The sequence below is a fragment of the Klebsiella sp. 10 genome, from assembly GCF_018223925.1.
Classification (GTDB): domain Bacteria; phylum Pseudomonadota; class Gammaproteobacteria; order Enterobacterales; family Enterobacteriaceae; genus Klebsiella; species Klebsiella pneumoniae.
The window spans coordinates 209,986-223,966 of the sequence record NZ_JAGRRB010000001.1 but is presented as its reverse complement, the minus strand read 5'-3'; the positions used below and the strand labels follow the sequence as shown (position 1 = coordinate 223,966).

Annotated in this window: 12 protein-coding genes and 1 other RNA gene; 6 read left to right on the top strand and 7 right to left on the bottom strand. The window is 59.0% G+C overall.

All coding sequences use genetic code 11. The features are described from left to right. Positions 1–75 precede the first annotated feature (75 nt). Both menI and KHQ26_RS01125 read right to left on the bottom strand, forming a co-directional pair. Complete coding sequence (gene menI, locus KHQ26_RS01130) at positions 76–486, bottom strand: 1,4-dihydroxy-2-naphthoyl-CoA hydrolase (RefSeq protein WP_049125820.1); 411 nt, start codon at positions 484–486, stop codon at positions 76–78. Further along, the gene (locus KHQ26_RS01125; RefSeq protein WP_211777844.1) at positions 483–3,539 is read right to left on the bottom strand and encodes an FAD-binding and (Fe-S)-binding domain-containing protein; all 3,057 of its coding nucleotides are present in this window, start codon (positions 3,537–3,539) and stop codon (positions 483–485) included. The genes menI and KHQ26_RS01125 overlap by 4 nt, the downstream gene beginning before the upstream one ends. Positions 3,540–3,757: 218 nt before the next feature. Here KHQ26_RS01125 and ydiK point away from each other — a divergent pair, with 218 nt between their 5' ends. Further along, complete coding sequence (ydiK, locus tag KHQ26_RS01120) at positions 3,758–4,870, top strand: AI-2E family transporter YdiK (protein ID WP_020805190.1); 1,113 nt, start codon at positions 3,758–3,760, stop codon at positions 4,868–4,870. 188 nt (positions 4,871–5,058) lie between these two features. Next, an RNA gene (rprA, locus tag KHQ26_RS01115) (antisense sRNA RprA) lies at positions 5,059–5,166 on the top strand. Between the two features lie 85 nt (positions 5,167–5,251). On the opposite strand, the gene ppsA is transcribed toward rprA, so the two are convergent. Then, positions 5,252–7,630 (bottom strand): phosphoenolpyruvate synthase, encoded by a 2,379-nt coding sequence (gene ppsA / locus KHQ26_RS01110; protein WP_002909055.1) that lies wholly within the window; start codon positions 7,628–7,630, stop codon positions 5,252–5,254. A gap of 75 nt (positions 7,631–7,705) precedes the next feature. On the opposite strand from ppsA, the gene KHQ26_RS01105 reads away from it, so the two are divergent. The 4 genes from KHQ26_RS01105 to hemP all read left to right on the top strand — a co-directional run bounded on the left by KHQ26_RS01105 (position 7,706) and on the right by hemP (position 10,339). Next, a complete protein-coding gene (locus tag KHQ26_RS01105) occupies positions 7,706–7,825 on the top strand; it encodes a hypothetical protein (RefSeq protein WP_002909058.1) in 120 nt (39 codons plus the stop codon). 144 nt (positions 7,826–7,969) lie between these two features. Next, a complete protein-coding gene (locus KHQ26_RS01100; RefSeq protein ID WP_002909061.1) occupies positions 7,970–8,803 on the top strand; it encodes a pyruvate, water dikinase regulatory protein in 834 nt (277 codons plus the stop codon). A gap of 154 nt (positions 8,804–8,957) precedes the next feature. Next, a complete protein-coding gene (gene aroH, locus KHQ26_RS01095) occupies positions 8,958–10,004 on the top strand; it encodes a 3-deoxy-7-phosphoheptulonate synthase AroH (RefSeq protein ID WP_004180369.1) in 1,047 nt (348 codons plus the stop codon). Positions 10,005–10,159: 155 nt separating this feature from the next. Further along, complete coding sequence (gene hemP, locus KHQ26_RS01090; RefSeq protein WP_014343179.1) at positions 10,160–10,339, top strand: hemin uptake protein HemP; 180 nt, start codon at positions 10,160–10,162, stop codon at positions 10,337–10,339. Positions 10,340–10,368: 29 nt separating this feature from the next. Here hemP and selO read toward each other — a convergent pair whose 3' ends face one another. The 4 genes from selO to KHQ26_RS01070 all read right to left on the bottom strand — a co-directional run bounded on the left by selO (position 10,369) and on the right by KHQ26_RS01070 (position 13,769). Further along, a complete protein-coding gene (gene selO / locus KHQ26_RS01085) occupies positions 10,369–11,811 on the bottom strand; it encodes a protein adenylyltransferase SelO (RefSeq protein WP_004184566.1) in 1,443 nt (480 codons plus the stop codon). A 113-nt stretch (positions 11,812–11,924) separates the two neighbouring features. Then, entirely contained in the window at positions 11,925–12,389 is a 465-nt protein-coding gene (locus tag KHQ26_RS01080; RefSeq protein ID WP_002909082.1) for an NlpC/P60 family protein, read from the bottom strand. A 79-nt stretch (positions 12,390–12,468) separates the two neighbouring features. Next, positions 12,469–13,218 carry a vitamin B12 ABC transporter ATP-binding protein BtuD gene (gene btuD / locus KHQ26_RS01075; protein ID WP_020803964.1) on the bottom strand — a complete coding sequence of 250 codons (750 nt, stop codon included), beginning with the start codon at positions 13,216–13,218 and terminating at the stop codon, positions 12,469–12,471. Continuing rightward, positions 13,218–13,769, bottom strand: coding sequence for a glutathione peroxidase (locus KHQ26_RS01070; RefSeq protein ID WP_004898898.1), 552 nt, complete (start codon positions 13,767–13,769; stop codon positions 13,218–13,220). Before KHQ26_RS01070 ends, btuD begins: the two co-directional genes overlap by 1 nt. Positions 13,770–13,981: the final 212 nt, after the last annotated feature.

Here is a 13,981-nt window from a genome sequence, read left to right as displayed (position 1 = left end):
CTCTCTGGCTCTGGCAGGCCGGCTCTCGCTTATTACCTTAAAAAAAGGGAGGCTATTCGCCTCCCGCCATGCGGCTTATATTACCGCGGTGGTTAGTCGTGATGAACAACATAACCGCGACTGTTCGTCGAAGATTTCAATTTGCCAGACCTGATGGCGCGTCCCGACGTGCAGCGCTCTGCAGACGCCGCGCACCCGGCCCCCGCGCGCCGAACGGATGTGGTTGGCGTTAACCTCCAGCCCCACCACCTTTTGTTCGCCTTCGCTGCACAGATAGCCTGCCACCGACCCCAGGGTCTCCGCCAGCACCACCGACGCTCCGCCGTGCAGCAGGCCAAACGGCTGCTGTGTGCGGCTATCGACCGGCATAGTGGCCTCCAGCGTATCGTCGGTAACGGTCTCAAAGCGAATATCGAGCAGCCCTACCATGTTCCCCTCACCGAGCCGGTTGAGCTGCTCCAGCGTGGCCTGACGTTTCCAAATCATCCGATTATCTCCAGTAACGCCTGCAGCGGGTGGCGAACGCCGCTGCCTTCAATACGCTTCACCTGACTGCGGCAGGAGTAGCCCGTCACCAGACAGCGGTTTCGCGGCAGCCGCTGCATCGCCTGCTGCCAGGAGAGCGCGTAAATGGCCAACGAGTTGGCGTGGTTTTTCACTTCATGACCATAGGTGCCAGCCATCCCGCAACACCCAACGCTGACGTTTTCCAGCTTCGCGCCGAAGTGGGCAAAAATATCTGCCCACTGCTTTGTCGCCGCCGGTAGCGCGGTCACTTCGGTACAGTGACCGAACAGGTACCAGGGCTCACCGCCCAGATCGGGACGGGCGTCGCTGGTTAGGGCCTTCGGCAACCACTCATGGACTAACAGCACCTGGAAATCGCCGCGCTTGTCGCCGAGCGTCAGCTTGTACTCATCGCGGTAGCAGAGCACCAGCGCTGGATCGACGCCCACCAGCGGCATGCCCAGCTGCGCCACGCGGTTGAGGAAGTCCGCCGTCTTCTGCGCGGTGCGCGCGAAGCGGGTGAGGAAGCCTTTGATATGCTGCGCCTTGCCGTTCGGCGAGAACGGCAGGAGCACCGGCTGATAGCCTAAGGCCTCGACCAGACGGATAAAGTCGGCCACCACCTGGGCGTCGTAGTAGCTGGTGAAGGGATCCTGCACCACCAGCACCATCTTCGCTTTCTGCTCGGCGCTCAGCGCTTCGAGCTGCTCAAGGGTCATATTGGCGGAACGGTGGCCGGCCATCTGCTGCTTCAGCGACGGCGCCGAGAGCAGCGGCAGATCGACCATCCCGATATGCTTCTCCGACAGCTTTTTCAGCCACGGCTGGTTAATAAAAAAGTTAAAGGTCTTCGGCGCCTGCGCCATCAGCGGCGCATAAGATTCGACCGAGGCCACCAGATGATCGCGCACCGGCCGCAGATAGCGGCTGTGGTACAGCTGCAGGAAGCGCGAGCGGAACTCGGGAACATCGATTTTGATCGGGCACTGGGTCGAACAGGCTTTACAGGCCAGACAGCCGGACATCGCCTCTTTGACCTCATGCGAGAAGTCATATTCGCCTTTGCGCGCATGCCAGCTGTTGCGCGTGCGCGCCACCAGCGAGCGCAGGCTGACGCCCTGCTCCGGCAGCGCCTTCTCCAGCTGGTTGGGATCGACGCCGCGGTCGGCCAGCAGGCGCAGCCATTCCCGCACCAGCGTCGCCCGCCCTTTCGGCGAGTGGATGCGCTGGTTGCTGACTTTCATCGACGGACACATCGGGCTCTTGACGTCAAAGTTGAAGCACAGCCCGTTGCCATTACACTCCATCGCCCCACGCCAGCTGCTGCGCACCGCGATGGGGATCTGCCGATCCCAGGTGCCGCGCTTCGCCGCATCGACTTTCATCATCGGCGCGTCGATACCTTCCGGAGGACAGATTTTCCCCGGATTCAGGCGGTTATCGGGATCGAAGACCGCTTTGATCTTGCGCAGCTCGGCATACAGCGTCTCGCCAAAGAAGGCCGGGCTGTACTCCGCGCGGAACCCTTTGCCATGTTCGCCCCACAGCAGGCCGCCATACTTCGCCGTCAGCGCTACCACCTCGTCGGAGATCTGCTTCATCAGCACCTCCTGCTGCGGATCGCACATGTCCAGCGCCGGGCGCACGTGCAGCACCCCGGCATCAACGTGGCCAAACATGCCGTAGCTCAGGCCGTGGCTGTCGAGCAGCGCGCGGAACTCGACGATGTAATCCGCCAGATGTTCGGGCGGTACGCAGGTGTCCTCGGCGAAAGGAATAGGCTTGGCGGCGCCTTTGGCATTGCCCAACAGGCCGACGGCCTTCTTGCGCATGGCATAGATGCGCTCCACGCCTTCAAGATCGTGACAGACCTGCCAGCCAATGACGCCCGCCTCGCTGGCGGCCATCAGCTCGTCCAGCCGCTGGCACAGGGTAGTAACCTGCAGGTCAATCAGCGCCGCGTCATCGCCGGCGAATTCGACGATATTGAGCCCGAGCATCTCTTTATCCGGTACGTCGGTGATCAGTTCGCTTACCGAGTGCCAGACGATATCCTCGCGCGCCAGATTGAGAACTTTAGAATCGACGGTCTCCACCGACAGGGCTTTCGCTTCGACCATAAAGGGCGCATTGCGCAGCGCAGAGTCGAAGGAGTCATATTTGACGTTGACCAGACGGCGCACCTTCGGCAGGCGGGTGATATCCAGCCGCGCTTCGGTAATAAACGCCAGCGTCCCTTCCGAACCGGTTAAAATACGGGTCAGGTCGAACTCGCTCATCTCATCGTTAAAGACGTGACGCAGATCGTATCCGGTGAGGAAGCGGTTGAGTTTGGGAAACTTATCAATGATCAGGTCACGCTGCGCCTTGCAGCGCTGGTAGACCGTGTTGTAGATCCGGCCAACCGTCGAGGGGGTATTGCCCAGCGTCTCCGCCAGCGCCACCGGCACCGCCTGGGTATCGAGGATATCCCCGTCCATCAGCACCGCCCGCAGGCCGAGCACGTGATCCGACGTTTTGCCGTACACCAGCGATCCCTGGCCGGACGCGTCGGTGTTAATCATCCCCCCCAGCGTGGCGCGGTTGCTGGTGGATAGCTCAGGCGCAAAAAAGTAACCATAGGGTTTAAGAAACTGGTTCAGCTGATCTTTGATGACCCCGGCTTCAACGCGCACCCAGCCCTCTTCGGGGTTAATCTCGATGATGCGATTCATATAGCGGGACATATCGACGATAATCCCGCCGTTCAGCGCCTGGCCGTTAGTGCCGGTGCCGCCGCCACGCGGGGTGAAAATCAGCGATTTAAAACGCGGTTCGGCGGCAACGCGCGCCAGCAGCGCCACGTCCGCCGTGGATCGTGGAAAAATGACCGCATCCGGCAGCAGCTGATAGACGCTGTTGTCGGTGGCCATCGTTAGCCTGTCGGCATAGCTGGTGGCGGTATCGCCGGTAAAACCCTGTTGCTCCAGTACCTGCAAAAAATTCAGCACCAGTTGAACTACCCCTGGCGCCTGAGAAATTTGTGGGATCATCACGCTTGACCCTGCCTGACTATGTTGTGTTTGAAAATATTGTGTTGGTGCTAACTAAACGTTTGCGTAGCGCATTCAACTTTTTATCACATTTTTTTCATATGCGCCCACGTGTTTTCTGTGCAAAATCAGCCCGGCAAAATTATTGATATTATTATCAGTATATGGATTTACGCGGCGCCAGCTGTTTGGCGCGACTGGAAAGGTAAAATTTCTCTATGATTAATCCCCATCAGCCTCGGGACATTCCGCAAATACTGCTGTCGGTGCTGTTCCTGGCCCTGATTATCATATCCTGCCTGTGGGTTGTGCAGCCGTTTATTCTGTCCTTCGCCTGGGCCGGTACGGTGGTGATCGCCACCTGGCCGGTGCTGCTGCGTCTGCAGCGTGTGCTGTTCGGCAAACGACTGCTGGCGGTGCTGGCGATGACCCTGTTGCTGTTTCTGCTATTCGTTATTCCTATCGCTCTGCTGGTCAACAGCCTGGTGGATAACAGCGTTCCGCTGATCAAACTCATCAGCAGCGGAAATGTGACGCTGCCGGATTTCGCCTGGCTCAACAGCGTACCGCTGGTCGGCGATAAACTGTACTCCGCCTGGCACGGTCTGCTGGATATGGGCGGCTCGGCGATTATGGCCAAGGTTCGTCCCTATATTGGCACCACCACCAGCTGGTTTGTCGGTCAGGCGGCGCACATCGGCAAGCTGCTGGTCTACTGCGGTTTGATGCTGCTGTTCAGCGCGCTGCTCTACTGGCGCGGCGAGCAGGTGGCCTATGGTTTCCGCTACTTCGCCACGCGCCTCGCGGCCAAACGCGGCGACGCCGCGGTGCTGCTGGCCGGCCAGGCCGTGCGCGCCGTGGCGCTGGGCGTGGTGGTCACTGCCCTCACTCAGGCGGTACTGGGCGGGATTGGCCTTGCCGTCTCCGGCGTGCCCTACGCCGCTCTGCTGACCGTGGTGATGATCTTTACCTGTCTGGTTCAGCTCGGCCCTTTACTGGTTTTGGTGCCGTCGATTATCTGGCTTTACTGGAGCGGGGACACCACCTGGGGCACCGTGCTGCTGGTCTGGAGCTGCGTAGTCGGCACCATGGACAACGTTATTCGTCCGGTGCTCATCCGCATGGGCGCCGACCTGCCAATGATCCTTATCCTCACCGGCGTCATTGGCGGCCTGATCGCCTTCGGCATGATCGGCCTGTTTATCGGTCCGGTGCTGCTCGCCGTCTCCTGGCGACTGTATGACGCCTGGGTGCATGAGGTGCCGCCGCCGCCGAAAGACCCTGACGTCGTCCTTGAAGAGCTCAGTGAGCTGGACGCCGGTCGCAAGTAATGCCTGGCAGGCGGGGAGACCCGCCTGTTTCTTTGCCCGCATATTGTTAAGCAAAATTTATTGATCGCCGGCAATGCGCTGGCCCCGCGCGCCCTTCACCTCGCTTTCCTCCCCCGGTCCTTCACAACAATTTAACTATTGAGAGGAATCTGATCGACGGCAAAGGCCCCGCTGCCTACTATTAGCTCACGGTTATAAATCAACACCTTGATTTATAAGCATGGAAATCCCCTGAGTGAAACAACGAATTGCTGTGTGTAGTCTTTGCCCATCTCCCACGATGGGCTTTTTTTTGCCCTGCGCATCACGACACCAGATAGCCTGACACCGGTAAAAAAATCCCCGGCATCGCTGCCGGGGATCGGTCCTGTCAGGGCGAACTTATTTTTTCAGTTCCGCCAGACCTAACCAGGTTTGTACCACGGTATCCGGGTTCAGGGACAAGCTATCAATCCCCTCTTCCATCAGCCAGGCGGCGAAATCCTCATGGTCAGACGGCCCCTGGCCGCAGATGCCGACGTATTTACCCTGTTTCTTCGCCGCGCGGATGGCCATCGACAGCAGGGCTTTCACCGCGTCGTTGCGTTCATCAAACAGCTCAGAAACCACACCGGAATCGCGGTCCAGACCGAGCGCCAGTTGGGTCATGTCGTTCGAACCGATGGAGAAGCCGTCGAAGTACTCGAGGAACTGCTCCGCCAGCAAGGCGTTCGATGGGATCTCGCACATCATAATGATCTTCAGCCCGTTCTCGCCGCGCTTCAGCCCCTGACGCTCCAGCTCTTCGACCACCGCTTTCGCCTGGGCGACGGTACGGACGAACGGGACCATCACTTCAACGTTGGTCAGTCCCATATCGTTACGCACGCGCTTCATCGCTTCGCACTCCAGGGCGAAGCAGTCGCGGAAGCTTTCGGAAACGTAGCGTCCGGCGCCGCGGAAGCCGAGCATCGGGTTCTCTTCTTCCGGCTCATAGCGCTCGCCGCCCACCAGGTTGGCGTATTCGTTCGATTTGAAGTCCGACAGACGCACGATCACCCGTTTCGGATAGAAAGCGGCGCCGAGGGTGGCGATCCCTTCGGTCAGGCGGCCAACGTAGAACTCTCTCGGCGAATCGTAGCCTTTCATCAGCTCGCGGATTTCGTTCTGCAGGCCCGGCTCCTGGTCGTCAAACTCCAGCAGCGCGCGCGGATGAACGCCAATCATACGGTTGATGATAAATTCCAGCCGCGCCAGACCGACGCCTTCGTTCGGCAGGCAGGCGAAGTCGAACGCGCGATCCGGGTTGCCGACGTTCATCATCACCTTCAGCGGCAGATCCGGCATGTCGCCGACGCTGGAGCTCTTGACGCTGAAGTCGAGCAGCTCGGCGTAGACATAGCCGGTGTCGCCTTCGGCGCAGGAGACGGTGACATTCTGATTTTCCTGAATGCGATCGGTAGCATCGCCGCAGCCGACCACTGCCGGGATCCCCAGCTCACGGGCGATAATCGCCGCGTGACAGGTACGCCCGCCGCGGTTGGTGACAATCGCCGAGGCTTTTTTCATGATCGGTTCCCAGTCCGGGTCGGTCATGTCGGTAACCAGTACGTCGCCTGGCTCAATGCGATTCATCTCGCTGATATCATGGATCACCTTGACCGGACCGGCGCCAATGCGGTGGCCGATGGCGCGCCCTTCGGCGATGATCTGCCCCTGAGCGTGGAGGGTATAACGCTCCATCACCTGGCCGCGGGAACGCACGGTTTCAGGACGCGCCTGGACGATAAACAGCTTACCGGTGTGGCCATCTTTCGCCCACTCGATATCCATCGGACGGCCGTAGTGCTTCTCGATCTGCACCGCCTGCTTCGCCAGCTCCTGCACTTCCTCGTTGCTTAACGAGAAAATATCGCGCTGCGCCTGCGGCACATCTTCGATACGCACCTGTTTACCGTGCTCCTGGGTCGGCGCGTAAACCATACGGATCTTTTTCGACCCCATGGTGCGGCGCACGATCGCCGGACGGCCAGCGGCCAGCGTCGGTTTGTGGACGTAGAATTCGTCCGGGTTCACCGCGCCCTGCACCACCATCTCGCCCAAACCCCACGCCGAGGTGATAAACACCACCTGGTCAAAGCCGGATTCGGTATCGATGGAGAACATGACGCCGGAGGAGGCCAGATCGGAGCGGACCATCCTCTGCACCCCGGCGGAGAGCGCCACGCCGCGGTGATCGTAACCCTGATGCACGCGATAGGAGATTGCGCGATCGTTAAACAGCGAAGCAAATACGTGCTTCACGGCAACGAGCACGGCGTCAAAGCCCTGCACGTTGAGGAATGTCTCTTGCTGTCCGGCGAAGGAGGCGTCCGGCATATCTTCCGCGGTGGCGGAAGAGCGCACGGCGAATGAGGCCTCGGCGTCATCGGCGGACAGCAGGTCATAAGCATCGCGAATCGCGTTTTCCAGTTCGCTCTGGAAGGGGGTATCGATGATCCACTGTCGGATCTGCGCGCCCGCTTTCGCTAATGCGGAAACGTCGTCAATGTCGGTTTCATCCAGCAGCGCATAGATGCGCTGGTTAACACCGCTTTGGTCCAGGAACTGATTGAAAGCATCAGCGGTGGTGGCAAACCCGTTAGGTACGGAAACACCCATACCGGACAGATTCGTAATCATTTCACCAAGGGAGGCATTTTTGCCCCCAACTCTGTCTACATCATTCATGCCGAGTTGGTTATACCAAAGCACCAGCGGTGACGAGCCATTGTTGGACATCGAGACAATCCTTTTGTGATTTAATACCAGTGAAAAAAATTTCACGATCGACTGCAGGATTATCCTGACATATTTATGAAGCTGAAAAAAACGGTGAATCGTTCAAGCAAATTATTTTTTCATTTTTCGGACTGTTCCCCCGATATTGCTAACTTGATGATTTTTAGGAATTCTGATGAAAAACGCTGGAAATAACGGCGACAAAAAGAAAATGAACCACCCTTTTCATAAAAAACAAAAATAGCGTTTCAATTTTAACAAGAGACAAATCAAACAGGGATATGCTTAAATTTAATATCCGCTTGCAGGCAATTAAACTCATTATACCGGATGGTCAAAATGGAAAGTGCTGTAGATCGCCACGTATTTTATATTTCTGACGGTACCGCCATCACGGCGGAGGTGCTGGGGCATGCCGTGATGTCGCAATTCCCGGTCGCCATCAGCAGCGTAACCCTGCCGTTTGTGGAAAATATCAGCCGCGCGCGGGCGGTAAAGGAGCAGATCGACGCCATTTATCAGCAAACGGGTATTCGCCCGCTGGTGTTCTACTCCATCGTCATCCCGGAAATACGCGACATTATTCTGCAAAGCGAAGGCTTTTGTCAGGATATCGTGCAGGCGCTGGTGGCCCCGCTGCAGCAGGAGCTCAACCTCGACCCGACGCCGGTGGCCCACCGTACCCACGGCCTCAACCCCGGCAACCTGATTAAATACGATGCGCGTATCGCCGCCATCGATTATACCCTCGCCCATGACGATGGCATCTCGCTGCGCAACCTTGACCAGGCGCAGGTGATCCTCCTCGGCGTCTCGCGCTGCGGCAAAACACCCACCAGTCTGTATCTCGCCATGCAGTACGGTATTCGCGCCGCCAACTATCCGTTTATCGCCGACGATATGGACAATCTGGTGCTGCCGGCCTCGCTGAAACCCCTGCAGCATAAGATGTTCGGCCTGACCATCAATCCGGAGCGTCTGGCGGCGATCCGCGAGGAGCGCCGGGAGAACAGCCGCTACGCCTCACTGCGCCAGTGTCGGATGGAAGTGACCGAAGTGGAGGCCCTGTATCGCAAGAATAAAATCCCCTGCCTGAACAGCACCAACTATTCTGTTGAGGAAATTGCGACAAAAATCATGGACATCATGGGGCTGAATCGCAGGATGTACTAATACACTAGTACATTATTAAAAATTTGTTTATGCTATCGCCCGTGGCCTATACAGGATCATGCCCTACTCTTGCAATAAGCAGGGATTGGTTTATCGTGATGCGCATCACTTCCCGGCATTTTCGCCGCGGAAGAAACAGATTTTTGAGACCCCAATGAATAAAACAGACGAATTGCGTACCGCGCGCATTGAGAGCCTGGTAACGCCCGCGGAGCTGGCCCAGCGCCATCCCGTGACGGCCGACGTGGCTGCCCACGTCTCGGCCTCCCGCCGCCGAATTGAAAAAATCCTCAACGGCGAAGACCGCCGACTGCTGGTGATTATCGGCCCCTGCTCCATTCACGACACCGACGCGGCGCTGGAGTATGCCCGCCGCCTGCAGGGCATGCGCGAGCGCTACCAGCCGCAGCTGGAGATCGTGATGCGCACCTACTTTGAAAAACCGCGTACCGTGGTGGGCTGGAAAGGCTTAATCTCCGATCCGGACCTCAACGGCAGCTACCGGGTCAACCACGGAATTGAGCTGGCGCGGCGCCTGCTGCTGCAGGTTAATGAGCTGGGGGTACCGACGGCCACCGAGTTTCTCGATATGGTGACCGGTCAGTTTATCGCCGATCTCATCAGCTGGGGGGCCATCGGGGCGCGCACCACAGAAAGCCAGATCCACCGTGAAATGGCCTCAGCGCTCTCCTGCCCGGTTGGATTTAAAAACGGCACCGACGGCAATACGCGCATCGCGGTGGACGCCATCCGCGCCTCCCGCGCCAGCCATATGTTCCTCTCCCCGGACAAGCAGGGGCAGATGACGATTTACCAGACCAGCGGCAATCCGTATGGGCATATTATTATGCGCGGCGGCAAACGGCCAAACTATCACGCCGAGGATATCGCCGCCGCCGGCGAGGCGCTACGTGAATTCGATCTGCCGGAACAGCTGGTCGTTGATTTCAGCCATGGCAACTGCCAGAAGCAGCACCGCCGTCAGCTGGAAGTGTGCGCCGATATCTGTCAGCAAATTCGCGCGGGCTCTACCGCCATCGCCGGGATTATGGCAGAGAGCTTCCTGCAGGAAGGCACTCAGAAAGTGGTCCCCGGCCAGCCGCTGACCTGGGGCCAGTCGATCACCGACCCCTGCCTGAGCTGGGAAGACAGCGAAAGATTATTGAGCGAGCTGGCTGCGGCCACCGCCACACGCCTGTAACCGCTCCGCCCGCCGCGCCTGCGGCGGGCAATTCTCTTCGCTGACTCCCCTACCAAATCCGGTAACACGATAAATAACGCTTGCCGTCAAAAACAACATTATTGATAATGATTATCATTGTTGCCTTGATTTTTATTTTGAGAGCTATGACGCGTATGGATAACACTGCCACAGCTGAAAAACCAAAAGACAATGCCCCTTATCCCGTGGCGACGGACAGAGAGATCAGCAGTCGGGTTCTGTTAGGCAGCGAAGGACGAGTAGTGATTGAGCATGGCGGCCAGCGCTATCTGCTGCGCCAGACCCACGCCGGGAAGTTAATTCTGACCAAGTAAGCGCCCCGCTGAACGCGGGGCGAGGCAAGTTAGCTCGAGCAGCTGACTTCCAGACGTTTCCCCCAGTCCGGCGGGCGGCGGACGTAGTCGTCCTCGCGATCGGTAAAGGGGTCTGCCAGCGCGGCATGCAGGCGCTCCAGCTCGCCCATATCGCCCGCCTCAGCCTGCTCGATCGCCCGCTGCGCCAGCCAGTTACGTAACACCAGCGCCGGATTCACGCCCTGCATCCTCTGCTGGCGCTGCGCGTCGTCCACCTGTTCATCACGCAGCCGCGCACGATACCCGGCAAACCAGCTGTCAAAGGCCGCGCGGTCGATAAACTCATCGCGCAGCGGCGATGCGGCGCTGAGCTGTTCGCTGTGGCTCAGCAGGCGGAACGTCCGGGTATAGTCGCTCTTCTCGCGGATCATCAGGGCAAACAGCCCGTCCAGCAGGTCGTTATCCCCTTTCTGCTGGCTGAACAGGCCGAGTTTATCGCGCATCCGCTGGCCATAAGCGGTCAGCAAGGCGTGCTGATACTCATCCAGCGCCGCGTTTAACGCTTCAGCGCTGATAAACGGCGACAGCGATTGGGCGAGACGCTGCAGATTCCACAGCCCCACCGCCGGCTGGTTTTCAAAACTGTAGCGCCCCTGATAATCGGAGTGGTTGCAGATGAAGTCCGGTTGAAAATCGTCAAGGAAGCCATACGGGCCGTAGTCGATGGTCAGACCGAGAATCGACATGTTGTCGGTATTCATCACCCCATGGGCAAAGCCCACGGTTTGCCAGCTGGCGATAGTCTGCGCGGTACGCATGACAATGTCACGGAACCATAACAGGTACTTATCCGCCTCATCCTGCAGCTGCGGCCAGTGGTGGCGAATAACATAGTCGGCCAGTTGCTGGACCTTCTGCGGCTCACGGCGATAGTAAAAATGTTCGAAATGGCCGAAGCGGACATGGCTCTCGGCCACCCGCATCAGCATCGCGCCGGGCTCCACGCGCTCGCGGTAGACCGGGGTATCGCTGGTCACCATCGCCAGGGCGCGCGTCGTCGGGATCCCCAGAGCGTGCATCGCCTCCGACGCCAGACTTTCCCGGATCGTCGAGCGCAGCACGGCGCGGCCGTCCCCCATCCGCGAATAAGGAGTCAGGCCGGCGCCTTTCAGATGCCAGTCGTAACGGCGGCCATCCGCCAGCTGCTGCTCGCCGAGCAGGATCCCGCGTCCGTCGCCCAGCTGGCCGGCCCAGGCGCCAAACTGATGGCCGCTGTATACCTGCGCCAGCGGCGACATGCCCGGAAGCAGCGCTTCGCCGCCCCAGACACCGGCCCCGCTTTCAGGCGCAAACAGGGCGTCGGGCACCCCCAGCTGTTGCGCCAGCGGGGCGTTGCGCCAGATGAGTCGGGCGTTATCCAACGGCGTTGGTGACAGGGAAGTGTAAAAGTCCGGCAGTTCATCCCGCCAGTGGGTGGTAAAAGAAAGGGTCATGGTTCCTCCTCTCTCCAGTGTAGTGCCTGGAACAGCGGATTAACACGGGCGGAGTGCAGGGTTATCGGCATAAAAAAGGGAAGCGTTCGCTTCCCTCTTGCTTCTGAATGACGTCAGATTCGCCGCGCCTGCCAGAACTTTTTGTTCCAGTAGACGTTATCCAGCGAGGAACGGGTGACGCCCTGGCTGGTGGAGGCGTGAATAAACTGGTTGTCGGTATCGTAGATGCCAACGTGCAGGCCGCTCTCCCCTGAGCCGGTTTTGAAGAACACCAGATCGCCGGGCAGCAGATCGCGCTTATCGATGCGGGTGCCGATTTCCGCCTGCTCGCGGGTTTCACGCGGCAGCTGGAGGGCAAATTTATCGCGAAACGTGCGCACCACGAAGCCGGAGCAGTCAACGCCGCGCGGCGTCATGCCGCCGTAGCGATACGGCGCGCCGCGCCAGCTGCGCAGCTGCTCGTTCAGATTCGCCACCACCGTGATGGAGTCAGCCAGCCGAGGATTCGGCGGCGGTGCCCGATGGCTGCTGCAGCCGGCTAAAATTAACGCCGCCGCCAACATGAACCAGAAGCGCATTTCAGATGATCCCTCTGTCCCTAGTCTCTATCGCAATAATTTAGCTTGTTTATCAATATAGTGACAAGATAACTGCGTGCTACTGTGACGCGATGAGCATAATATGACCGGCCACCTCAACGCGCTGGAACGGGATCGCATAGGCGGCGGTTAAATTTTCCTCATTCAGCACCTCGGCGGTCTCCCCGCAGGCGATGGCTTCCCCCTGGCAGAGCAGCCAGCTCTGACCGGCGTGGCGCAGGGTATGGTTGAGATCGTGGCTGCTCATCACCACCGCAATCCCCGCCGCGCTCAGCTCGTGTAACAGCCGATCCAGCGCCGCCTGCTGGGCCACATCCAGACTGTTCATCGGCTCATCCAGCAGCAGCAGCTGACCCGCGGAATTACTCAAGGGATCGATCTGCAGGATCACTGCCGCCAGCCGCACGCGCTGCCACTCGCCGCCCGACAGCTGATTGACCGGACGGCCCAGCTTATTGTCCAGACCAAGCCTGGCCGCGATATCGCTCAGACGGGCGCTATCATCCTGCTGCTGCATATGCAGCGCCAGGTAGTGCCATACCGGCATGGCGAACGGCGGGGTCTGGTGTTGACACAGATATCCGCGACGGCGCGCCAGCTCCCTCGCCGGCCACTCGTCAAGCAGCCGGCCGTTAAAATGAACCGTGCCGGGGCCGTCGGACAGCCCCGCCATGCGGGTCAGCAGCGTGCTCTTCCCTGCGCCGTTCGGCCCCACCAGATGGACAATCTCCCCGGCGCGAAAGGCCGCAGAAAACGGGGCCAGGCGCCCCGCCGCTTCTACATCCTGTAGCTGCATCAGAAACGACATTATTGCGCCAGCGCTCCTTTAATCGCCGCCACCAGCTGCGGATCGTCCGGCGTCATATCCGGAGAGAAGCGCTGAATGACGTTGCCCTGGCGATCGACGAGGAATTTTTCGAAGTTCCACAGAATGTCGTCCACATACAGCGGCGCCCGGCCTTTGCTGGCCATCCGCTCATAAAAACCGCTGCCTTCCGGGGCCACCGCTTTCGGCGCGGCGGCAATCAGTTTTTGATAGAGCGGCGCGCGATGTTCGCCGTTGACGTCAATTTTGCTAAACAGCGGGAAGGTGACGCCGTAGGTAGTGCTGCAGAAGGTCTTAATCTCCTCTTCACTGCCCGGCTCCTGGCCGAGGAACTGGTTGCAGGGGAACCCCAGCACGCTGAAGCCCTCAGCGGCAAACTGCTTTTGCAGATCCTCGAGTTGCTCATACTGCGGCGTCAGGCCGCATTTCGAGGCTACATTGACGATCAGCAGCACCTTGCCGGCAAAGGATGCCAGGGTGGTTTTCTCGCCATCAATGGTCGTCACTTCGGTATTCAGAATGTCATGTTGCATAGCTTGTCCTCAATGGATAAACCGGTTTCCGGTGAAGGTGATCCCTTTCTACTGTAGCGGATTCAGCGCCCGCCATTCTACTGCCATTCCCCCCGAGTTGTCGCATGATGTAACAGCGCTTCGCTGGCCGCCGGCAACATGAAATCCTCTCAATTGGGCCGTCGACCATTTCCGTGTACAGTGTTCCATGAATGTAATATGGTTTCGTTACT